The following is a 21,669-nucleotide window of genomic DNA, read 5'->3' as shown; positions in this document are numbered from 1 at the left end:
CCTTTCCTTTTCGCCCTGCCGCGTCGCATGCCCCATTCCGGACCTGCCATTTATCGCCAGCTGTTACTCGCCTACCAGACGGTCCAGGCCGACCTGGAGAAGCTGCGCGGTCATGTGGCAGCCGAAGGAGCCGAAAGCGAACGCCTGGACCAGGACCGGCAAGCGACCCTGGCCTCGTTGGCGGAACATTATTTGCCCGAGTTGTCCGAGCAGGCGATCGAGGGCACGTGGCACGAGGTCCGCAGCGACATGCGGCAAGTGCTGCTCCGCCAGCAAGAGCATACGGCGAGACTTCAGCTGCAACTGGGGGACCTCGAACACAACCAACAGCAGCAGGAGACGGCGCTCGAACGGGCCGACGAACAGCTGGATCAACTGCAGCAACGCCAGCAGGAGCTGAGCCAGCAGTTGCTCGACCGATTGACGGGCGACCAGCGGTTCTCCGAACTGGCCAAGCAGGCCGCCGCCGCCGAGGCCGCGTTGGAGCAAGCCGAAGGTCGACTGGCCGAAGTCCAAGAGGATGCCGCGCAGAAATTGCCCGCCTACCAACAGAGCAGCTTGTTTCAGTATCTGTACCGACGCGGGCTGGGCACCCCCGCCTATCAGTCACGGGGATTTGCGCGACGCATGGACCGCTGGGTCGGCAAACTGATCGGGTACCAGCGGGCTCGCCAGAGTTACGAGTTTTTGCGGGATACGCCCAAGCATATGGAGAAGGTGATCGACGAGGATCGCTGCCATCTGGAAACCGTCATGCAGGAACTGGAGCGGCAGCGTGACGCCCGGGCCCACGAGATCGGGTTGCCCGCGGTTAGCGCTCAGGTAGAAACCGCGGAAGCCGAACGCAACGCCGTGGTGGAGCGTCTGGACGAACTGAGCCAACGGGCCGACGCGCTCCGGACCGAGCTGTTGGATGTAGAGGATTCCCGGGGCGTGTACTACGGCCAGGCCGTGGAACTGTTTCGGGGGATGCTGCAGGGCATGGATCAACAGACGTTAGCCCAGCGGGCCGAGAAAACGCCTCAAATCCGCGACGACCAAATCGTCGCTCGACTGCAGGGGATCGACGTCGAAGCGGAACAGCTGGAGCAGCAGTACCGGCAGCGTCGTGACCGGTTAAAAGCGTTGAACGACCAACTGCGAGAGATCGGCCGCTTGCTGCAGCGGTTTCGTGCCGCCGGCTACGAATCACGACGCAGTCAATTTCAGCCTTCGCTGGACATCGCCGGTGCGCTGGATAGCTTTCGGCAAGGGCACTCGACGATCGAATCGGTTTGGCTGCAGCTGCGGCGGGCGCAAAGCTTCGGGCCTGCGTCGCTGGGCCCGGTGTCCCAGGCCGCCGGTCATCCGCTGACACAGACGTTGACGCACGCCATGGCGACCGCCGCCGGTTCGGCGCTCAGCGAACACGCTCGCCGGGCCAGCCACCGAGGCCGAAATAAACTCGGCTAGTGCTGCGTCAGAATTTAATCCTCGGGTATGGCCGTAGCTGAAGTCGCCTTTTCGCCGCCTCGGGCCGATCTCTGGCGAGCTCGGCTACGCTAAGCCCGTCGCAGCCTTTAATTCGGTATCACTCTCCCTTTGGGAGAGTCGGTTCCTCCCGCTGCGCGGGAGGGTGTTGTCGCGGGGTTTCACCGAAAGATTCATGCCGACGTGCTTAGAGCCAGAAACCGGGGCGTTCGCCCATACGGCTCATGGTCGTTCCGTGATCGCGTCCGTTGTCGACGGTGCGATTGTGGAACGGTGCGATTGTGGAACGGTGCGATCGTGGAACGGTGCGATCGTGGAACGGTGCGCAGCAAACAAGCCGAAAACGGCACGCGGCCCGTTTTCGGCTTGGTCGGTTGGCTGGATGCGGAGCGTGGGATTAACGCTTGCTGAACTGAGTGGCTCGGCGAGCACCACGCAGACCGGGCTTCTTTCGTTCTTTCATGCGCGAGTCACGCGTCAGGAAGCCGCCTTCGCGGAGCTGGTCATGCAGTTCTTCGTTAAAGCTGACCAGGGCTCGGGCCACGCCCATGCGAACCGCTCCGCTCTGTCCGGTCATGCCGCCACCGGCGACGCGAACCAACACGTCGACCTTGTCGCTGTGCTCGACGGCGTCCAAGGTTTCGGTCACCGCACGGCGGTGTTGGTCGTTGACGAAGTACTCTTCGATCGGTTTACGGTTGACCGTAATTTTGCCGTTACCGGGACGAACTCGCACCCGGGCGACACTGCTCTTGCGGCGCCCTGTTCCCAGTGCGTCCCCATTGATTTTGTCTTTTTTGACAGCGACCATCGTTTGATTTGTAACGGTTTGCGGATACGAAGCGGAGGGGGGAATTACGAAGCGACGACTTTGCCGGCGCCTTCGAGAACTTGCGGTTTCTGAGCTTGGTGGGGGTGCTCGGGACCGGTGTAGATCTTCAATTTCTTCAGCATCTGCGACGCCAGCTTGTTCTTGGGCAACATGCGTCGCACGGCGTGCAGCAACAGGTCTTCGGGCTTGCGTTCTTGACGGTCGCGGTAGCTCTCCAGACGCAGGCCGGGGTGGCCCGTGTACCAGGTATAGTGGCGAACGTCCAGCTTGCGGCCGGTCATCTTGATTTTTTCGACGTTGGTGACGATGACGAAGTCGCCACAGTCGACGTGGGGGGTGTACTCAGGGCGATGCTTGCCCATCAAAACGACCGCGATATCGCTCGCCAAACGCCCCAGGACCTGATCGGAGCCGTCGACAATGTACCAACGCTTCTCTAATTGGCCCGGTTTGGCCATGTAACTTCGCTGAGCGACCATGGTGGCTTACTTGTACCCTTGTGAACTAACAGACGCCTGAAAAAGCCAGCCGCCTACGAACAAATCCAGCCGTCTAAGAACAGATCGACGCCTTTCTTCGCGAAAGAATCACAGAGTTTATCGACGAGGTCCGGCTTGGACAAGGCCGCAAATTCAGGCTTTTCCCCGGGAAATTCCTCACGCACGCCGCGACCGGACAAGTTTTTTCCGCGTATCATTGGAGTTCCCCCACCGCCACCTCCCTAGCTCACCGCCGCTGATGACCGATCAATACCTGGGACCTTATCGACTGCAAAGCAAACTCGGCTCCGGCGGCATGGGATCGGTGTTTCGCGCCGTCCACGCCAAGACCGGCGAAAAAGTCGCGGTCAAACTGATCGCCGAGCGGGTTGCCGATTCGGAACGCTTCCGACGCCGCTTCTCGGTGGAAGTCGAAACGCTGAAAAAATTAAACCACCCCAACATCGTGCGCTTGATCGGTTACGGCGAGGAGCACGGACGGCTGTTCTACTCGATGGACATCGTCGAGGGACCCTCGCTGCAGCAGCACCTCAAACAACACAAACGGCTGGGCTGGCAGGAAACGCTGCGCTACGGAATCGATATCTGTGCCGCTCTGAAACACGCCCATGACCTGGGCATCATCCACCGCGACCTGAAACCGGCGAATCTGTTGATCCATCCCGAGGGTCGGATCCAGTTGGTGGACTTTGGGATCGCCAAAATGTTTGGCGCAGGCGACTACACGGCCGCCGGTTCGGTCCTCGGAACGGCCGACTATATGGCGCCCGAGCAGGCCGGCGACGGCAAGATCACGGCGCGGACCGACCTGTATGCCCTGGGCAGTGTGCTGTACGCCTGCCTGGCCGGTCGTCCTCCGTTTGGGGGCAAATCGATCACGACGGTCATCGAAGCCCTCCGCCGGGAAACGCCGGTGGACCTGGACCTGATCGTTCCCGAGACCCCGGAAGAGCTGACCGAACTGGTCCATCACCTGCTGGAAAAACGGCCGCAGGATCGCCCCCCGACGGCCCTGGTGGTGGGCAATCGCCTGCGCGCGATGTTGCGCGGGTTGGAGGCCCGCGAAGCCCAAACCGACGCGGACCACAGCGGCGGCACCAAGGTCGACGACCCGACCGACAACACGGACCTGGAAATCGACGACCAGTACGTGGTCCGTGACGATACGGCTGTCGCGCCCGGTCCCGGCACGCGGTTCCAGCCTAATAGCGGGACCGACCAGGCGTGCACGCTGGACGCGACGATCGCTTCGGCGCCTCAGAGCGTGCCCCGGCGACCGCCCACCGAGCCGTCGATGATGCCCGATTCGGCGAGCGAACCGATGGCCGCCAAGGATACGTCGTTTCGCACCGTGGACGAATCCGAACGCCGCCGCAGCGTGCTGGCCGGATCGACCGACGATCAACACCCACTTCTGCAGTGGTTGTCGATCCTGGGCCTGAGCCTGCTGCTGGTTGCGATCGTGGCGGCAACGATCTACCTGCTGCGCCCGCCCACGGCCGACGATCTGTTCGCGTCGATCCAAGCGGCCGAAGCCGTCGGCGATACGCCGAGCAGCAAGCGCGATGTCGAACAATTCCTGAAACGCTACCCCGACGACCCGCGAGCCGGACAGGTCCGTCAGATCGCCGATTCCTTGGATGTGGAGACGACGATTCGTCGGCTGCGGCTGGAGGCCTTTCGCGCCGGCGGCGTCGCTCAGTTGCCGCCCCCCGAGCAGGCTTTTCTCGAAGCCGCGCTGCTGCGCGACCGCGACCCGGCTGCGGCTCGACAGCAGCTCGAGCACTGGTTGGCGATCTACGGTCGCGAGGGGCTGCCGCGAAGCCCGCAGACCAAACGCTTGGCGGCCCTAGCCGAGAGCGAGCTGCAGTCCTTGGCCGACGCGCCGGCCGAACCGACGGCCGCTCGCGGCGACGACCTGAACGCTTCGCTGCGGTGGGCGTCGGAGAACCTGCCCGAGGATCAACGTCGCGAATTCTACGACGCGGTCGTAGCGTTGTATGCCGACAAACCCTGGGCCGCCGACGCGGTCGCCGTCGCCAAAGCCGCGCTGGAACGCATGCAAGCGCCGGCTTCGCCCTGACGCCGGCAGAGTCTATGTGCGGGAAGAAAAGATTTCTCCCCTCTCCCCCGAAGCCTGGCGAGCCTAAGCGAGCCAGGCTTCGGGGGAGAGGGGTTGGGGAGAAAACATTGCATTTAACCGCCCCACGCCAACCATAGATTCCGCCGGAGCCAGCAAATCGCAAAACAGCAACGCCGCCTACTGATTGTGCCGGATGGCTTTTAACAGGGGCAACCGAGCGGCGCGGCGGGCCGGGAACCAGGCGGCGGCCACGATCACGACCAATCCTCCCACGAGGCTGCCGGCCAACAACCAGGGATGGATGGCAAAGGGAATCGGATGGCCGACCACCGGTTCGGCGCTCAGGTGCGTCAGGTAGGAGATCAACACACCGGCCGCCAAGGCGGGGACAAAGGCGATCACGCCCATCATCAAGCCTTGCAGCAAAATGGACCGACGGACCTGGGCTCCGGTGGTTCCGACGATTCGCAGCAGCCCGATTTCGCGAGTCTGTTCCAGGACGTTCATCGTCAACGTATTGGCCACGCCCATCGCAGCGACCACGAACCCCAGGACCACCAACGCCCACAGTCCGGCGACCACTCCCGCCATCATCACATCGATCTGGCGCTGGATGTCCGAGAAGGTTTGCAGCAACAGTCCGTGCTGCTGGGCGATCGCGCGGACGTCGCGACGAACCGCTTCCAGATGTCCTTCTTGGGCATTGATCATGTAGGCGTCGACGCCCTCCACGCCCAACAACCGTTCGGCCAAATCACGCTGCATGTAAACGGTGCGGCCGCCGGCCATGTAGTCGTTGGCTACGGCGGCGATCGGCAGGGTTTCGAGGCCCTGTTCGGTTTCGATTTCCAGACTGTCGCCGGCTTCCAAGCCCCCGGCGCGCGAAGCCAACACACTGCCGATGACGACTTGACCCTCGGCCATTCGCTGGGCCAGTCCATTGGGATCGCCGCTGGTCAGATCGAACAGCGACCCGCTGCGTTCGGCGCGGTCGCTGGCCACCACGATCACGCTTTGGCCGGCGGCCTCGGCGGCCACAAAGCGCGCGGTGCCGAGGGAACGGATGTGGGGCACAGCGGCCAACTGGATGCCAACCTCATCCGGCAGGTCCGCCGCCAGGCCGGTCGCCATGTCGGGGGACATCGCCCGCAGAAAAAGATCCGCGACGAACGCTTTGCGATACCAACCGCGGATGTCCGCTACGTTGTCGATCACCGAACTGGCCATCCCCACGCCGGTGCTCAGGCCTACGAACAAGACGCCGATAGTCAGACTGGTACGGGTGTGATGCCGCAACAATTGCTGTAGCGCCAGCTTGGATTCGATCGGCACCACGCCGCGGAGCAACCGAGACAGCGCCGTGCTGATCGGCCGCGTCACCAACGGCACCAGCAACACCAACCCGCTCAGCAGCAGCGCCCCGGCCCAGGCCGAATAGATCGGCGGCAGCTTGCCTTGCAGACTCTGCGAGAGCACGCCGCTGCACAGGATGATCAAGCCCACGCCCAGCAGCGTGGGCCAACGCCATGCCCGGCGGAAATCCGTGATCACCGATTCACGCATCGCTTCGGTCGGCGCCAAACGGCTGGCTCGACGGACCGGCCACCACACACCCAGCAGCGCGATCCCGACGCCCAGCAGCACCGCGGGCAACAACGACATCGGATCCCACTGGGTACGGGGCATCTCCGTTTCAAACAGGGTTCCCATGGCGCGGGCCAGGTAGCCCGCGCCCAGATTGCCGGCCAACCAGCCCAGGGCCGCCCCGACCAGCCCCAGCAGAATCGCTTCGCTGTACAACATCCGGGCGACCTGCCGCCGCGTGGTGCCGATCGCCCGCAGGATGCCGATCTGCCGCCGCCGCTGGGTCACACTGATCAAGAACGTATTGGCGATGATCAAGACGGCGACCAGCAGCGAGAACGCGCGCGAGGTCAACATGCCCTGCTGGGTCGCGTAAGCGGTTTCTTTAGCCAGCGAGCTGCGCGCGGCCGGTGGCGCGATCCGCAGGGCTTCGGGCAACTCCGCGGCGATCGCCGCCTGCACCTGGGCCACATCGGCGTCGGGTTCGACGACGATCTGAATGGTGTTGACCCGGCCTGGAATCTTGGTGGCGTACTGGGCCGCGGTCAACGACATCAACACGCTGGCTCCGCCGCTGGTGGCGACCGTTTGCAAGGATCGATACAGCCCGATTACGCGTGCCTTGATCAGGCCGCGACGCGTCAACAGCTGGACTGCGTCGTCCACTTCGATGCCCATGCTGTTGGCCAGAGACGCTTCCAACAGCAAGCCTTTGTCTTCGCGCAAGGAACGTCCGGCGACGATTTCGCGGGGATGCACGTGTTGGTCGAGTTCGGGGTCGATGCCCAGCGTAATTAATTTCGCTCGTTGATCCTCGAAGTACAGGATCGAAGGTCGCTGGATCAGGGGCGAGGCCAGCTGGACGCCCGGCGTATCGGCGATTCGCTCCAGCACCTCGGCGTCGAAGGAGCCGCCGCCGGCCGAAGCGACCTCCAGGTCGGCGCGGCCCGAGATCGATTCGAACATCGCGTCGAAGGCTTGGTCGGTCGACTGCGTAGCCAGGCTGACCGCGATCACCGCGGCCACGCCGATGATGATCCCACCGACCATCGCCGCGGAACGACCCGGGAAGCGGCGAATCTGTCGCCATGCCATCCGCCAGTAGAACATGTTCAGCGCTCGCTGTGCGTTGAGTCGTGATCGGCAAGCGGTGCCGCGTCGTGGTCGATCTGGCCGTCTCGGACGGTCACGATGCGATCGGCTCGGCGGGCCACTTCGATGTCGTGGGTCACCAGGACGACTGTTTGGCCCTGATGGTCGACCAGTTCCCGCAGCAAATCGGTGACCTGTTGGCTGCTGGCCGTGTCGAGGTTGCCCGTCGGTTCATCGGCCAGGACCAGCGCGGGCTGGATGACCAGGGCCCGGGCCACCGCCACCCGCTGTTGCTCGCCGCCCGAGAGCATGCTGGGCAGATGGTCGCGACGCGGGCGCAGCCCCACCATTTCCAGAGCCGCCTCGGCACGCGCAAGCGCGTCCTTTTCGGCCACGCCGTCCAGCTCCAGGGGCAGGGCGACGTTTTCCACTGCGGTCAGTGTGGGCAGCAGATTGAAGGCCTGGAACACGAACCCGATCCGTCGCCGCCGCAGCGTGGTGCGGGCCGTGTCGTCCAAACTGGCAACGTCGGTGCCTTCCAAGAGGATCTGGCCACTGGTCGGAGCATCGATCGCGCCCAACAGCGTCAGCAGCGTGCTCTTGCCCGAGCCCGACGGTCCGATGATCGCAACCATCTCGCCGGCTTCGATTTCCAGATGGATCCCGCGTACCGCGTCGACCGGTACGGAGGATTGCCCAAAGGTCTTGGTAACATCAATGGCTTCGATAATCTTCATGCTTTCCCGCCGCAGGCGACCCATTCGTTATCGCTGCATGTTACCAAAGCCCTCGGCGGCGGGAATCGGTCCGCCGGCCTAGGCCTGGGTTTCGTCGGCCTCGCGGGGCCCGTTTCCGGCGGGAACCTGAGTCAGATGATTGGCAGCCCGCAGTTCAAACTGCAGCCGCATGCGAATTCGCAGTGCCTCCCAAATCCAGTAAAAGGTCAAGATAAAACAGCAGGCCGCGGCGACCAATTGCCAGTTGGGTTGCAGGTCGCTGAGGGTCAGAAAGATCGCCGCCCCGATCGCGCTGACGCCCGCCTGAATGAACTTGCGAGTCACGGTGCTGTGAGTCTGTTGGCTGACACTGCGTTGGATGGCGTCGCGAGCCGAGACATTGGCCAACTCGCGCATCGCGGCCAGGTTCTTGGTGCGTTCGGGCGCCTGGGAACGCGGCACGTAGGGCGCGTCGGGGGCGACGTCAGCCGGGGCGCCGGGCGGCTGGGTGGCCGAATCGGCGGAAGCAACCGGCGCGGCCGCTTCGGAGGCGTCGTGCTGCGGGCTCGCCGGGTTGTAGGCCGCCTGCGGGGCGGGCGTGGGTTCCGCCGGGGGCGAGGAGGCAGTGGTTCCGCCTGCCGACCCGCCGTGGACCCGCTGGAGCAGCCGATTCATGTAGGCTTCGATCGAATCCTCGTCGGCCGGATCGTCCTGGGCGGCCGGTTGTGACGGTTCGGCGCTAGGCGGCGACGGGCCGTCCTGGGCGGTCTCGGGCTCGGGCTCGGGCTCGGGCTCGGGCTCGGGCTCGGGCTCGGGCTCGGGCTCGGGCTGGGCGGTCTCGGGCTCGGGGGCGGGCTCGGTGCTAGCCTGATAGGTTTCGTCGCCGGTTTGATAGGCCTGGGCGCCGTCCGCTCCGCCCTGGTGCATCTCGTCGCTGTCGGCGGCGCCGTCGCCTTCCGCTTCGTAGCTAGCGTCGGCTGCCAGACTGCTTGCGGCTTCCCCGTAGCCAGCCGGTTCGGTCTCGTCGTACATCGGGTCGGGGGTCCACGCGGGCTCGCCGAATTCGCTGGCAAAGCTGCCGTCGGCGGGCAGAGACGACGAAGCGTCGTCGAAGCCACCGTTTTCGTAACCCATCGATTCGAAGCCGGTCGATTCGAAACCGGCCGATTCGGGGGCGGCTGATTCATAGCCGGTCGAATCGTAGCCGGTCGATTCGTAGCTGGTCGGTTCGTAGCTGGTCGGTTCGTAGCTGGTCGGTTCGAGGCCAGCTGCTTCGGGGGCGGCTGATTCGTAGCCGGCTGGTTCGAAACCGGCTGATTCGTAGCCGGTCGGTTCGAGGCCGGTCGATTCGGGGCCGGTCGATTCGAAGCCGGACGATTTGGGGGTTACTGAAGCGTCCCCCTCTAATTCGCTGAGCAGTTGGCTGGCCAGTGAACCGGGCACCGCTTCACTGGACGCATCGGCCGGAGGAAACACGCCCTCGGCCGTCGCCCAGGGATTCACCTCGTCCGCGGGGAATTCTGCGGTTTGTTCTGCGTTGGATTCTGCGGCAGGTTCCTCGGCGGGTTCGTCGAAGAATTCGATTCCGGCATGCTCGCCGACAAACTCGTCGGGGACGGCCGAATCGACGAAAGACTCGGATCCACCGGCACTTTCCGAGGCGTCGGTCGCGAATGCGCCGGTCGTTTCGGTGAGGTCACTGGCGGAGACGGTGGTGCTGGACGGTGCGGCTTGCTCGGGCTGCACCTCGGAGCCAGACGGCGAGCTATCGTAGGTCGGCCAAGCGTCTTCATCGTCCCAGGAGGCTGCGTCCTGGGAGGCTGCGTCCTGGCAGGCCAGGCCCTGGGACGCTTCGTCCTGGGCCGCTTCGCCGTGGGGCGGTTCGCCGTGGGGCGGTTCGCCGTAGGGTGCTTCGCCGTGAGGCGGTTCGCCGTGAGGCGCTTCGCCGTGAGGCCGGGGCGTCTCGGCCACGGCCGCTTGTTCGACGCCGCTGGTCGCTGGTTCGAGGGTTTGCCACTGGGGTTCATCGGCGGCGGCCCTCCCGGCTTCTTCGGCGGTCTCGACCACCGCCTCGGCCGCGGCGTCCTGCTGCGAGTACTCCGTCCGCAATTGCTCCAGCTGCTGCTCGGTGGCTTCGAGCCGTTGGCGAATCACGTCCAACTGATCGTTGGTGGGGCGTTGCTGGAGATTCCGCTCGGCTTCTTCGAGGCTCTGGCGTGTGGTCTGCAGTTCTTCGTGCAGCGACTGGGCATTGGCGTTGCTTTGGGACAGGTCGGCGACGGTCAGGGCCAGATCCTGGCTGACCCGCTGGATCGTCTCGCGCAACTCTTCCGATTCGGCCTCCCAGCTGGCCCGGTCGTTTTGGCGCGCCTGTTCGCCTTCGCGGACCTGTTGCTCCAGACGTGCGACGGCCGCCACGGCATCGGCGCACTGCTCGCGCAGCCGATCGGCTTCTTGGTTCGCTTCGGCGACCGTGTGCTGCAGCCGATCGACCTGTTGAGTCAATTCATCGATCAATTGTTCTTGGCTGGCGATCCGCTGGGCGTGCTGTTCCGCCGTCTGGAGCGCCGAGTCGCGCTGTGCGGAGACCTCGCGGAGCTGCTCGTCCAAACGTTCACGCTGCGCGCGGATCTCGGCGCAGGTTTGCCGCGACTGTTCCAGCTGGGCCGTGACGGCGGCGCACTGCTGGGTCAGGTGGGTCACCTGGGCGATGGCTTCCTGTCGCTGCAGTTCCGCCTGTCGGCGTTGTCGTTCGGCTTCGGCAACCTCCTGCGCGGCCTGCTCACTGGTGTCCCGTATCTGCTCCAGCCGCTGCTCCATTGCCTCGGCCGACTGCTGATGCTGATCGCGTTCGGATTGCAGCCGCTCGCACTGCGTTACCAAGACGTTCCGCTGCTGGGCGTGCTCGGCGGCCGTCGCGTTGGCGGCGTGTAGGCTGTTGGTTACCTGGGTCAGCTGTTGCTGCAGGCGGAGGACGGATTCGTTGGTCGCGTGGCTCTGCCGCTCGGTGGCCGCGAAACGCGCGAGGACGTCGTTCAGCTGGCTTTGATAGCGCCGCTGCAGATCGCGGCGCTGCGGTTGCCAATCGCGATCGTCGTGACCGGACTCCTCGGCGCAAGGCTCATCGGCGGTGGGCTGCTCTTCGCAAGCCTCGACAGCGGTCGGCCCTTCGGCGGTGGGCTCTTCGGCAGTCGGCTCTTCGGCAGTCGGCTCGGGCGCTTTTTGTGCTGCGGCACCGGGGAATTGCTGGTAGCGAAGTCCGTCGGCGAAGCTCAGCCGACCGCTGCTCTCGGCGCTCGGTGGATCGCAGCGGGAGAACGCTTCGTCATCGGCCTTGGCCGTCGGTGCGGCCGCGGCAGGATCGTTGCCGGCCGGTTTGTCCTCGGCCGAGTGGTCCGCTTGTTCGGCACCGGGAAGATTCTCGCGGCGGTCGTCACGGAGCAGTTCGAAGCGGTATTGACCGATGTCGACGCAGTCACCGAGGTACAGCTCGGCTTCGTTGGTGCGCGTCCCGTTGACGCGAATCGGCACCGAGTAGGCACGCACCATGGTCCGGCCCGGACCGCGCAGGAGCACGGCGTGCAGGTCCCGCAGCGAGGGGTCGTCGAGCCGAATCGAGCACCCCGAACCATTGCCAAAGGTGTAGCGTTGGCCGCTGAGCCGCATCCGCCGATTGGGCGTGCCGGGGCGAGATACGCGGAATTCCAGGCATCCCCGATCATCGCGGGTCGGGTGCTGGCTCGCCGATTCTTCTGCGTGCTGTGGGTCGGTTGTCACAATTTGCTTCCTGCCGTAGCGTTCGGGCCTGGGAGGGATCCTTCCCCCCGGCCGCTCTGGGCCGGTTTCTAGACTTATTTCTATGTTTCGGCCTTTACCACTGGATCCGGTTAGGCAAATCGTTCGCCGCCGCAGGCTTTCTCGGCAAATACCCCCCCGGTCGGTGAGCGGCCAGTCGTTTATGGCGGTTGGTCGGGCATTAACTGTCCTTTACGGCCACACGATTTCCGTAAACCTTTTCTGACGGCCCCGTCTTCTGCGTAACTCGTTTCCGGATCACGGGTTAGCGTCCGCCGGCCGGAGGGCGGCAGACAATCCCAGGGGATGGTCGCCGGCAAAATAATTCCTGCGATGTATAGTTCCCTGCCAGGCGTCAATGGAGCGGATCGGAGACCGAGGCGTTCCAGGGAACCTGGTTTGGGTTTTCAGCGTCTGGGCAGGTGTAGATCGAAAGATCTGCCGTGTTTATCGGTTTTGACGAGGGTAGAAACATGCCGAAGAAAGAAGCGTTGAACAAGTTGCGGGATATTCTTATTCGCCGCCGTGATGCGCTGCGGCGAGCCTTGGCTGGCGACTTGAGTCTGTTGCAAGAGGTGCGCGACACCGGCCCGGGCGACCTGTTGGATGCGGCCGTCGACACGGCCCAGGACGAGGTCAACAGCCAATTGGTCGAAGCGGAGAGCCGCGAACTGGGGTTGATCGACGAGGCCCTCGAGCGGCTGAAGGATGGTTCCTACGGCGTTTGTGAGGAGTGCGGCAAGAACATCCCGCTGGCTCGTCTGCAAGCCTTGCCCTACGCGACCGACTGCATCCATTGCCGGCGTAAGTCCGAGCAGGTTCGTTCGCCCGGAGCCGCCTGGAACCGTGTCTTTCAAGATGCTCCGGCAGAGACCTGAGCAGCGATTTGCGATTTGAGAGCTCAGCTCTTGTCCGGCTCGCCGTGCTCTTGCCACCAAGCTTGAGCCTGTTGCCGGGTCCAGGGGTAACGCCCGCGAAGCCGCAGTAGTTGTTCGTACAGTTCGGCGACGCTCTGCGGCCGGCGCTCCGGCGACTTGGCCATACAGGCATGAATCGTATCGGCCAGCGACTCGAGTTCTGGATCCTCCAGCAGCTTCGACAGCCGTGGGGGCGTGGAGCTGAGGATCACTTCGAAGAGGCCGCTGGGATCGATCTCGCTGTAGGGATCGCTGCCGGCCAGCATGAAATAGCCCACTGCGCCCAAGGAGTAGATGTCGGACCGTGGATCGGTGCCGGTGGGGTTGCGAAAACGTTCCGGTGCCATGAACATCGGCGTTCCGGCCCAGATGCGTTCTTGGGTCTTGAACAGTTCATGATCGGTCGTCGTGGGTTTGGCCAATCCGAAATCGAACAGGACCGCCCAGTCGCGGCACTCGCCTTTCTCCGCCAACATGATGTTCCGCGGTTTGACGTCCCGATGCACCAGGCCCAACTGATGGGCCTCGGACAAGGAGTCGCAGATCTGTAGAAGGATGTGCACGACGCGCCCGGGCGGCATCTTTCCACCGCGGCTGACCGCCTGGTGAATGGTGATGCCGTCGAGCAGTTGCATCGCACAGTAGGCTCGTCCGTCGTTGGTCCAGCCATAGTCAAAGACCGAAACCGAATGCGGGCTCTGCAGGCCGGCGGCGAGCTGGACTTCGCGATCGAAACGCAGGGTGCTCTCTTGGTCCAAGCGGTCGGGGCGAATCACTTTGAGGGCCGCCGGGCGTTTCATCAATTGATGGCGAGCCCTGTACACGACGCCCATGCCTCCGCTGCCCAGTTCATCCAGCAGTTCGTAATGGCCAAAACGATTGCGATCGGCCGGCGAGTCGGGGCGGAACTGACGCTGCAGAAACAGCGAAACCAGGCCGGCCCCCAAGATCAACACGCCGCTGCCGGCCCACAGCGAGCGGTAAAGAGCGTGCAGTGGGGCAAAGGCTTCCTCGGCCTCGATCTCCACGATCAGCCCCACCTCCAGTTCCGGCACCCAGCGCCACGCGCCGATGACCGGTACACCGCGGTGATCCCGATAGGCCGAGACGGTTTGACCGTTCTGTTTCGCCGCGGCTCGGCTGGCAGCGATCGTCAACGGCAACGTCGAACGATCCTGCATTGAAGACGGATTCGAACGCAGCGTTTGGCCGGGGTCGCCGGCGCGGAGCACCTTGACGGGCGAACGGGTTTCCGGAGGCAACAGACCCAGTTCGGCCAACGGTTGGTGCGGCGGCAGTTTGCTGCGCACGCGACCCCGGTCGTCCACGGCATAGACGCCTCCGGTGCGCTCGAACGAAAACGTGCGGAGCAGTTCGCAGTACTCGTCGTACAAGCCGATACCTCGGATCAGCATCACGGCTTGTGGATGTTGATTATCGTCGCGAAGCGGCGTCATCAACCACATCAGCGGGCGATCGTTGGCCGGCACGAAGCCCTTGGTCGGTTGTTCGATGTAGTCCGGTTTGTGGATCACGATCTCGCCGGCAAAGGCCCGCGACAACTCCGCGCTGCCCTCCGCGGAGATCGGGTTTCCGATGTCGCCAGCGTCCTCCAACCAACTGGCCAGCGTCGTGCCGTTTCGGTTCCAGAACACATAGCGCACGTCCACCCCGACCAATGCGGCGACGTGGGCGGCCAATCGGTCGCGGACCGGGCTGTCCAGCAGATCCTGGCGGGGTGAATCTTCGCTGGGAGAATCCTGGCTGGGAGAATCCTGACGGGCAACCCGCACCAGTTCGAAGGCGTGTTCTCTCAGCTGCGGGTCCTGGGCCCACGCGGCGACCTGTGCCCGTTTCGCCGCGACCCACTGCTGAAGCGCGAACGCCGCCGCGTCGGCAGTGCTTTGCAGTTGATCGTAACGAGCCGCACGGTGTTGCTGCGCCGCCCGGCGGCCGCCGACGTAAACCATGGGCAGCAGCACGGTGGCCAACAGCACGGGCAACCACAGCGGCAACCAGGTGCGCAGCCGCCGCAGCGAACGATTCGCCTGGCCGCTGGCCTTGGCCACCCGGATGGCCGAAGGCATTTCCGCCAAGGACTGCGAGCCGGTGCCCTGCGAGACCACGGTCGGTCCGGATTTAGAGCGAACCGTACCGCCTTCGGCTCGGGCCGCTTCGGCATCGTGAAATTCCAACAGCGACAGGACCTCAGAACGCAGCTCCGGGTCGGTGGTTTGCCCGTCAACGAACGCTCGGCGCTCGCCGACGGGCAAGGCTTCCGCCTGGTGAAACAATCGCCGCACGACCGCGTACTGCTCGGGTGTCACGAGTCGATGATCCGTTTCATTTCGCGTCGCAGCCACGCCCGGGCCATTGTCCAGTCTTTCTCGATCGTCCGCAGACTGGTACCCAGCTCGCAGGCGATCTCTTTCATCGCCAGCCCTCCGAAGAACTTCAGCTCCACCACGGTGGCTTGGCGAGAGTCCAGTTCTTTCAGTTTGCTCAGCAACTCGTCCAGCAGCAACACGTCTTCGTCGCGTTCCAGTTGAAAGGTCACGCTTTCATCGAGCGTACCGCGTGACCAACCGCCGCCCCGCTTTTGCGAATTCACACGGCGAGCATGATCCACCAGGATTCGCCGCATGACGCGGGCCCCGATGGCGAAGAAATGCGTTCGGCCCTGCCAATCCACGCGGCGTTGATCGATCATCCGCATATAGGCTTCGTGGACCAGCGAGGAACTGGTCAAACGATTGCGATTGGGCTCGTTGGCGATGAACCGGCCGGCCATCCGCTGCAGGTCGTCGTACATCGCCGTGAACAGCTCGTCGGCGGCCCGCGGCTGACCTCGAGTGGCCTTCAGCAAATTATCGGTTACCGATTCCATCGGGTGACTCAAGCACACGTCAACGGGAAACGCGGCCCGGGACGACGGACCGCGAAGCTTTCGCTTCCCAGTATAGACGCTCCGTCCCATTTCCGCTTCGTCCTCTGGCACACCGCAATCAGGCTCGAGGAGGGCCTCGTTTTATGGGGAGCCCTGTTTAATGGAGAGCCTGGTTTAGTAAAGCTCGCCCATCATCTCGCCATCGGCGCGATTGCCCATGTTTTGGAACAGTTGGGGGTCGATGTGCGACGACAGGAACGTAACGGCCCCATCGGCCATCACAAACTGGGCGCCACCGGGGTGCTGGCTGCCAAAACCGCCGACCTCCAAGATTCCCATTCCTTCCTGGTCGCGCAGGTAATCCTGGAATCCAGAGTAGGAAGCATTGAAGGGCACGGAGCCGGTGTTGCGCAGCGAGCTGCGCGTCCCCGACGCCCATCCCAGGCTGTCGTTTGCGGGCAGGAACTCGCCGATCAAGATCGTGTTGGTGCTGCCGTCCTCGATCTCGGCATAGCGGATCGCACTGTTCAGGAACAAAAGTCCGTTGTTGTCCTCGGCGATCGGAGCCTCGCTGTCGTGATAACAGCCCGCATAATTGGTTGTTGGTGCAGAATCGAAATCGCTACCGCCGAACGATGGGCAGCGGTACACCGGAATCCATCGCTCTCGCGGAGGTTGGTTGACCGCAGCGTAGGTTCCGGCTTCGATGTCAAAACGTTTGGCGATGCCCGGCTGTTCGACATAGGGCAGCAGCCGGACCAGAAAGCTGACGTGTTGGCCGACCGGTTCATTGCGAATCGGTCCGCTGGGGTTGGTCGTTCCGGCAGGCAGATGTTCGTGAGCGAATTCGAAATTGTGCGTGGCCAAACCCAGCTGCGTTAGGTTGTGGGCGCAGGAGCATCGCCGAGCCGCTTCGCGCGCGGCTTGCACCGCGGGCAACAACAATCCGACCAACACGCCGATGATGGCGATCACCACCAGCAGTTCCACCAGCGTGAACGCGCGGCGAGTCGATAACGGAGCGGGAGCAAGTGTCGATGGTTTCATGGCAGAGTTTCATCGTCTGGTAGAGAGGATGGTTGGGCGAGCAGAACCGTATGGCTGCGACGCGTGGTGTGAAGGGGAACCGGGGCGTCGGTAGCCGATACGACGGCGGTTACTCGTAAGTGAGTCGCGGCGGGCGGGTTGTCGTCGTCGGCCGCCGGGCGAACTTCGATCGTGACCGAGGCGAATCTGTAAGGTGGCGGAACGGGGGCGACCTGCCAGGTTTCGCCGCGGTACTCGGGCGACTGCCGCAGCTCCCGCAGACCGCGTGCGATGCCGGCATCCAACAACCATCGCGTCTGTTCCATTTGCACTTCACGACGCATCTGCCGACGGGTTTGCAACCCGGTCCGGACGGCCAGGAACACGAGCGTGGTGACGATTGCCAGTGCCAACAGCACACTGATCAGCAAGATGCCTCGGCGGCGTTTGAGGGTGGTTGTCATGGCCCGGCTCCTATGTCATCGGTTGCCGGCCGGTTTGACGGCGGCCTTGGCAGCAACCGGCCCACGGCCGCCCGCACCCGCAGGTTGTCCGCCCGGCGCGGCCCTTGCAGGTTGATTTCGATCCAGCGGGGCAGCTGGTCGCCGTTCCACTGGACCTGCAGTTCGTCTTCAAACGGGTACGATTCGTGGCGGGCCGACGCGGATGACGCCGAGGACTCGCGGCGCAGATGTCCGGGATGCCGCGAATACACCACCCGCTCGCCGCCCGGTGCCGTGATGGCCAACCCACCCGATTCCAGGACTTCGACTTCACTGCCGCGATGGACATCGCGGCGCAGGTCGCGGCTCAGTCGCATCCAGGTCTGGTGTTGGTCGTAGCGGTCCTGCATCGCCGAGGAGAATCGCAGCGACTGGGTGATCCAGCCCACCGTGATCAGCATCAGGGTGTTCAACAAAATAAATAGGACCAGGGTTTCCAGCAGCGTGACGCCGCGGGAAGCGTATCGCGAGCTCATGGCGTGTCCTCCACTTCGGCGGATTCCGGACGCAGCCACCCGGCCATTCGCATCGTGATTCGGTCCTGTTTGCGCTGCCACGACAGCCGCAGCTGTACTCGCTGGGTACCCGAATCCGACAGCACCTCGCCGGTCAACACGGGTTCTTCCAACACTTCCGCGGCCAGCGGCGAGACCTGCAGCGAGGCGACGCGCTGGCGGGCTTCCTCTGGCGGCAACAAGGTGATTGTTTCCAACTGATTCGACAACTCCGCCAACGCCATTCGCTGGCGGCTGATGTCGCGCCACAGATGATCCACCCGGTATGCGGTTGTCGCGAACAGTCCCATCAACGTCACCAACATCGATGCCGCGACCACGGCTTCGATGATCGACAGACCGCGGCGGCAGCGAGCGGTGCGGACAACTCGTTTCGGGGTACGTCGTGAGCTCATGCCATCGCGGCGATTAAACGGATCAGAACGATAAAGACCGAAATCACGACCAAGGCGACAATCGCCGACATCAGCAGCAGACTGAGCAGCGAAAAAAAACGCCAAAACACATGTCTCCGATGGTCGCGGCGGTGACTGCGCCGGGTGACATCGTATCGCAACAACCAAGCCTGCGTGTCGGGGCTGTGAGCCAGAGCCAGGGAATCCGCTTCGCGGCGACCCATCAGGCCCTGCTGGAAGAGGGTGTCCCAGAGATCTTGACCCTTTTCCACTCGCTCGGCGATCGCGGCGAAACGCTGACCGAGCGGTTGTTGGCCATAGACGCCAGCCAATTGCCGTACCCCTTCACCCCTGTGTTCACTGCGTTCGATGACGTCGGCCAGCAAGGACCGCCACTGCAGGTCCCGAGGCATCGGCTCGGTGGTGCCACGACTGGGTTGCCAGCGATTCTGAACGGCCTGCACCACCAGCGGTAAACGAAGCGACACCAGGACCAACAGAATACATCCTCCGATGGGCATCAATATCGGCACCACTGCAACCAACCGCTCGGCGATCTCAAACGAGACCGGCAGATCCAGGCCGAACTCCTCGAACATCATTTGAAAGGTCGGCAGGATAAAGGTGCCCAGAAACGCGAGCACGGCCCACATGACCAACAGGTTGCTCGAGTGCCGCAGCAATTCCGAAGGCAGGCCCATGATCGCCGTCGGCTCGCGCGCGTCCAGCCACGGTTCGCCGGCCAGCATCGCCTGACAAGCTTCGCTGATGCGGCCTTGTTGGTGGGCAAACCGCAGCGTTTTGACGCCGGCATCGGGCAACAGGTCAGGGATCCGGCTGACGGCCTCCACCGGATCGATCCCCGCGGCAACGAACCACGCATACTGGTGCAGGCGCCGTCCCGGCCGGCCGGGCGACTCCATCGCCAGGGCTTCGCAGGCCGTCACCAAGCGAGCCGGATGAGAATGCGTTTTCGCCAACACCCGCAGAAACGCCCGCTGCGGCATCGCCGTCACACGCACGCGTCCCGGGGCGACGCAGTCATCGCCATAGCGGCTCGAAGCGACAGCCGCCGCCGCCGCCGCCGCCGGTGCGCTGTGGTGCTCCGGTGCGTTGCGGTCCGCCGATGCGTTGCGGTCATCTGATCCGTTCGGCGCCGTCCCGCCCGTGTATTCGTTCATGCCAACCCCGAAATCAAGGATACCAGCGGCATAAATATCGAGATCACGATCAGGCCGATCGTCGCTCCGGTCAAGCAAAACATCGCCGGAGCCATCCAGGCCAGGTAGGCTCCGCGGCGATAATGTCCGCGTTCGAGATACATCTCGGCAACCTCGTCCAGCCACTCGCTGCGCTCGGCCGGCGTGGGCTGTGAGAGCGCATAGCTGACCATCGCCAACGGCCGGCCACCGAGCGTAGGAGCCGCGAAGTCCTGCGGGCTGCTTGCCAGCTGGGTCTGCACGAACGCTCGAAGCCAGGACAGACGGGAAGGACTCGAAGCGATCCGCAAGGCCTCCGGGTATGGCACGTCCAGCCGAAACAAACCGGCGAGATGCGTGGCCCAACCGGCAACCGCTTCCCGGCGGGCGCTTCGTCGCCGCAGCCAGCCTATCGTGACCGCCACCAGCGGAACGACCACCGCAAGGATCACCGCCAGGATCAGCCAGCCCCAAGCGAGCAGCCACCGCGACAGCAAGATCACCAGCCGCGTCGGCGCCGGCAGCTCCACTTCGAATTCGGTATACATCTGGTCGAACATGGGCACGATGTATGTCAGGTAAAACAAGACCAACACCACCAGGCCGACAACAACGACCAACGGATAGGTCAAGCCAATCGAGAAGCCGCGTCGCTGGCTGGCGTGTTGACGAAAGCGTTGTTCAGCGTTCATCACCGCCGCCTCGATCCGGTGCGGCTGGTCGGGCAGGGCTGCGGCGTGTGGAGCCAGTGGGGCAAGCAGATGCACGGCGGCGGGATCCGCCAACACTTGTTGCGGTGTCCGGTGGGCTTCGAACCGGTTTGCCAAGTCGGTCAGAAAGCGTTGGCTGGCCCGCGGTACGTCCGCAGTCGCGCGACGCAGCGCCGCGGCGATTTCACAATGATGCCGCAGCACGTCATCGACCTGCGAGACCGCCGCCGGTGGGGGCGGTGAAGTTTCCGAGGATTGGTTGATCGGTTGGGTTCCGTCGCTCATCTACCAGACCTCGGGTAGCATCAGGTCGTAGTACAGAACCAACACCGGTCCCAGAGTCAGCACCAAGTACAACACCAAGCAGGCTCCGCCGCCCGCGACGATCAAGATGGTCGGCAGCAGATCGCCCAGCATCGCCAAGCGGGTTGTCGCATTGCGATCCAGAAACGCCGCGTAGTGAGTCAGCGATGCCGCGCCCGCCTCCGGTCCGGTCGGATCCACCGCCGCAGCGCCGACCAATCTTTGCACCCGAGGTCCCGCCGAAACCAGGTCGCAGGCCGATTTTCGCGCTCGCGGGACGTCGACGCCCGCAGCCACCAATCCGGCGGCCGCACGGGTTGCCGCGGCCGCAACGCGCAGATCACGAAAACGTTTCCCCCCGCAAACAGCAAGCAGGAGTTTCGATGCCGGCCGAGTGGTCAGCAACAGGCACGCACAAGCGGTCAAGGCCAGCACACCGGCGACGACCTGGCTGGCCGTTGGCAAGTCGGAGGAGAACGAACGGATCGCCACGACGGGCTGCAGATCTTGCTGCAGATTGATGACGGCGGGCTGCGATACAAAGCTGAACAGCAACAACCCCAGGGCGGCGACCAGGTAGATGACGGCCAAGTAAAACAGGGTCGTACGCGCCAATCGTGTCACACGCCACTGCGCCAGGTTCCCTGCCGCCAACGCCTGGAGAATAGGTGGGCTGGTTCCGGTTGCCGAATACTGTAGGACCGCTGCACGGTAAGCGGTCGGCGTGTCCTCGGCTCGCTGCACCGCGTCCTCGATCGACGCGTGCGTGGTCAGGTGCTGCTGGAGTTGGGACTGCCAGCGCTCCAATCGTGCCACTTGCGAGCGACCTGCCAGCGCATCGCGACCTGCCAGCGCATCGCGACCGGCCAGCACATCGCGACCGGCCAGCACATCGCTACGGCCGCGGAAGCCGATATCCAGCGGCACACCGGCCAACAGGGCTGCATGCAAATCGCCATGCAAACGCTGGAGCGTTGGTGACGAAGAAGCGATTGCAGACATTTCCTGTTGCGCCCCGGCCAAAGAAACGGACAACCCAAAACCAGAAAGGCTCACTCCTTGCTGGATTGTCCTAGCCTAGCAGAGCGGGGTGGCGATGTCTGCATGCGGACCGACGAGTCAAAGCACGCGAAATCACCCTC

Annotated in this window: 17 protein-coding genes; 3 read left to right on the top strand and 14 right to left on the bottom strand. The window is 63.9% G+C overall.

The genetic code is table 11. The features are described from left to right. Positions 1-27: 27 nt before the first annotated feature. Entirely contained in the window at positions 28-1,452 is a 1,425-nt protein-coding gene (locus GE027_RS10985) for a hypothetical protein (protein ID WP_153557242.1), read from the top strand. Between the two features lie 415 nt (positions 1,453-1,867). Here GE027_RS10985 and rpsI read toward each other — a convergent pair whose 3' ends face one another. Further along, a complete protein-coding gene (gene rpsI / locus GE027_RS10980; protein WP_153557241.1) occupies positions 1,868-2,281 on the bottom strand; it encodes a 30S ribosomal protein S9 in 414 nt (137 codons plus the stop codon). A 44-nt stretch (positions 2,282-2,325) separates the two neighbouring features. Then, positions 2,326-2,781, bottom strand: coding sequence for a 50S ribosomal protein L13 (rplM, locus tag GE027_RS10975; protein ID WP_153557240.1), 456 nt, complete (start codon positions 2,779-2,781; stop codon positions 2,326-2,328). Positions 2,782-3,040: 259 nt separating this feature from the next. On the opposite strand from rplM, the gene GE027_RS10970 reads away from it, so the two are divergent. Continuing rightward, complete coding sequence (locus tag GE027_RS10970) at positions 3,041-4,885, top strand: serine/threonine-protein kinase (protein WP_153557239.1); 1,845 nt, start codon at positions 3,041-3,043, stop codon at positions 4,883-4,885. Between the two features lie 177 nt (positions 4,886-5,062). Here GE027_RS10970 and GE027_RS10965 read toward each other — a convergent pair whose 3' ends face one another. The 3 genes from GE027_RS10965 to GE027_RS23065 form a co-directional block, all read right to left on the bottom strand. After that, a complete protein-coding gene (locus GE027_RS10965; RefSeq protein WP_153557238.1) occupies positions 5,063-7,579 on the bottom strand; it encodes an ABC transporter permease in 2,517 nt (838 codons plus the stop codon). Between the two features lie 2 nt (positions 7,580-7,581). After that, entirely contained in the window at positions 7,582-8,298 is a 717-nt protein-coding gene (locus GE027_RS10960) for an ABC transporter ATP-binding protein (RefSeq protein WP_153557237.1), read from the bottom strand. Positions 8,299-8,376: 78 nt separating this feature from the next. Further along, positions 8,377-12,054: a hypothetical protein gene (locus tag GE027_RS23065; RefSeq protein ID WP_153557236.1), complete on the bottom strand. Its 3,678-nt coding sequence runs from the start codon at positions 12,052-12,054 to the stop codon at positions 8,377-8,379. 491 nt (positions 12,055-12,545) lie between these two features. Here GE027_RS23065 and GE027_RS10950 point away from each other — a divergent pair, with 491 nt between their 5' ends. Beyond that, the gene (locus GE027_RS10950) at positions 12,546-12,950 is read left to right on the top strand and encodes a TraR/DksA family transcriptional regulator (protein ID WP_153557235.1); all 405 of its coding nucleotides are present in this window, start codon (positions 12,546-12,548) and stop codon (positions 12,948-12,950) included. A gap of 23 nt (positions 12,951-12,973) precedes the next feature. Here the strand turns inward: GE027_RS10950 and GE027_RS10945 are convergent, their stop codons facing one another. The 9 genes from GE027_RS10945 to GE027_RS10905 form a co-directional block, all read right to left on the bottom strand. Beyond that, positions 12,974-15,316, bottom strand: a complete 2,343-nt coding sequence (locus GE027_RS10945; protein WP_153557234.1) for a serine/threonine protein kinase — start codon at positions 15,314-15,316, stop codon at positions 12,974-12,976. Then, positions 15,313-15,876 carry an ECF-type sigma factor gene (locus GE027_RS10940; RefSeq protein ID WP_153557233.1) on the bottom strand — a complete coding sequence of 188 codons (564 nt, stop codon included), beginning with the start codon at positions 15,874-15,876 and terminating at the stop codon, positions 15,313-15,315. Before GE027_RS10940 ends, GE027_RS10945 begins: the two co-directional genes overlap by 4 nt. 174 nt (positions 15,877-16,050) lie before the next feature. Continuing rightward, positions 16,051-16,923 carry a DUF1559 domain-containing protein gene (locus tag GE027_RS10935; RefSeq protein WP_153557232.1) on the bottom strand — a complete coding sequence of 291 codons (873 nt, stop codon included), beginning with the start codon at positions 16,921-16,923 and terminating at the stop codon, positions 16,051-16,053. Continuing rightward, positions 16,920-17,366 (bottom strand): hypothetical protein, encoded by a 447-nt coding sequence (locus tag GE027_RS10930; RefSeq protein ID WP_153557231.1) that lies wholly within the window; start codon positions 17,364-17,366, stop codon positions 16,920-16,922. The genes GE027_RS10935 and GE027_RS10930 overlap by 4 nt, the downstream gene beginning before the upstream one ends. After that, positions 17,363-17,881 carry a PulJ/GspJ family protein gene (locus GE027_RS10925; RefSeq protein WP_153557230.1) on the bottom strand — a complete coding sequence of 173 codons (519 nt, stop codon included), beginning with the start codon at positions 17,879-17,881 and terminating at the stop codon, positions 17,363-17,365. The genes GE027_RS10930 and GE027_RS10925 overlap by 4 nt, the downstream gene beginning before the upstream one ends. Then, entirely contained in the window at positions 17,878-18,315 is a 438-nt protein-coding gene (locus GE027_RS10920; protein ID WP_153557229.1) for a hypothetical protein, read from the bottom strand. Before GE027_RS10920 ends, GE027_RS10925 begins: the two co-directional genes overlap by 4 nt. Further along, entirely contained in the window at positions 18,312-19,496 is a 1,185-nt protein-coding gene (locus tag GE027_RS10915; protein ID WP_153557228.1) for a type II secretion system F family protein, read from the bottom strand. The genes GE027_RS10920 and GE027_RS10915 overlap by 4 nt, the downstream gene beginning before the upstream one ends. Then, positions 19,493-20,509 (bottom strand): type II secretion system F family protein, encoded by a 1,017-nt coding sequence (locus GE027_RS10910; protein WP_153557227.1) that lies wholly within the window; start codon positions 20,507-20,509, stop codon positions 19,493-19,495. Before GE027_RS10910 ends, GE027_RS10915 begins: the two co-directional genes overlap by 4 nt. Then, positions 20,510-21,529, bottom strand: a complete 1,020-nt coding sequence (locus tag GE027_RS10905; RefSeq protein WP_153557226.1) for a hypothetical protein — start codon at positions 21,527-21,529, stop codon at positions 20,510-20,512. Positions 21,530-21,669: the final 140 nt, after the last annotated feature.

Origin of the sequence: Roseimaritima sediminicola, assembly GCF_009618275.1 — a bacterium.
Taxonomy (GTDB): Bacteria; Planctomycetota; Planctomycetia; order Pirellulales; family Pirellulaceae; genus Roseimaritima; species Roseimaritima sediminicola.
This window is presented reverse-complemented; position numbering and strand designations above follow the sequence as displayed.

Excerpts from the sequence above, each read along its gene's own strand:
- GE027_RS10915 (WP_153557228.1), bottom strand. The coding sequence starts at position 19,496 with ATGAACGAATACACGGGCGGGACGGCGCCGAACGGATCAGATGACCGC.
- GE027_RS10940 (WP_153557233.1), bottom strand. The coding sequence starts at position 15,876 with ATGGAATCGGTAACCGATAATTTGCTGAAGGCCACTCGAGGTCAGCCG.
- rpsI (WP_153557241.1), bottom strand. The coding sequence starts at position 2,281 with ATGGTCGCTGTCAAAAAAGACAAAATCAATGGGGACGCACTGGGAACA.
- GE027_RS10905 (WP_153557226.1), bottom strand. The coding sequence starts at position 21,529 with ATGTCTGCAATCGCTTCTTCGTCACCAACGCTCCAGCGTTTGCATGGC.
- GE027_RS10910 (WP_153557227.1), bottom strand. The coding sequence starts at position 20,509 with ATGAGCGACGGAACCCAACCGATCAACCAATCCTCGGAAACTTCACCG.
- GE027_RS10920 (WP_153557229.1), bottom strand. The coding sequence starts at position 18,315 with ATGAGCTCACGACGTACCCCGAAACGAGTTGTCCGCACCGCTCGCTGC.
- GE027_RS10970 (WP_153557239.1), top strand. The coding sequence starts at position 3,041 with ATGACCGATCAATACCTGGGACCTTATCGACTGCAAAGCAAACTCGGC.
- GE027_RS10935 (WP_153557232.1), bottom strand. The coding sequence starts at position 16,923 with ATGAAACCATCGACACTTGCTCCCGCTCCGTTATCGACTCGCCGCGCG.
- GE027_RS10930 (WP_153557231.1), bottom strand. The coding sequence starts at position 17,366 with ATGACAACCACCCTCAAACGCCGCCGAGGCATCTTGCTGATCAGTGTG.
- GE027_RS10950 (WP_153557235.1), top strand. The coding sequence starts at position 12,546 with ATGCCGAAGAAAGAAGCGTTGAACAAGTTGCGGGATATTCTTATTCGC.
- GE027_RS10965 (WP_153557238.1), bottom strand. The coding sequence starts at position 7,579 with ATGTTCTACTGGCGGATGGCATGGCGACAGATTCGCCGCTTCCCGGGT.
- GE027_RS10985 (WP_153557242.1), top strand. The coding sequence starts at position 28 with ATGCCCCATTCCGGACCTGCCATTTATCGCCAGCTGTTACTCGCCTAC.
- GE027_RS10925 (WP_153557230.1), bottom strand. The coding sequence starts at position 17,881 with ATGAGCTCGCGATACGCTTCCCGCGGCGTCACGCTGCTGGAAACCCTG.
- GE027_RS10960 (WP_153557237.1), bottom strand. The coding sequence starts at position 8,298 with ATGAAGATTATCGAAGCCATTGATGTTACCAAGACCTTTGGGCAATCC.
- rplM (WP_153557240.1), bottom strand. The coding sequence starts at position 2,781 with ATGGTCGCTCAGCGAAGTTACATGGCCAAACCGGGCCAATTAGAGAAG.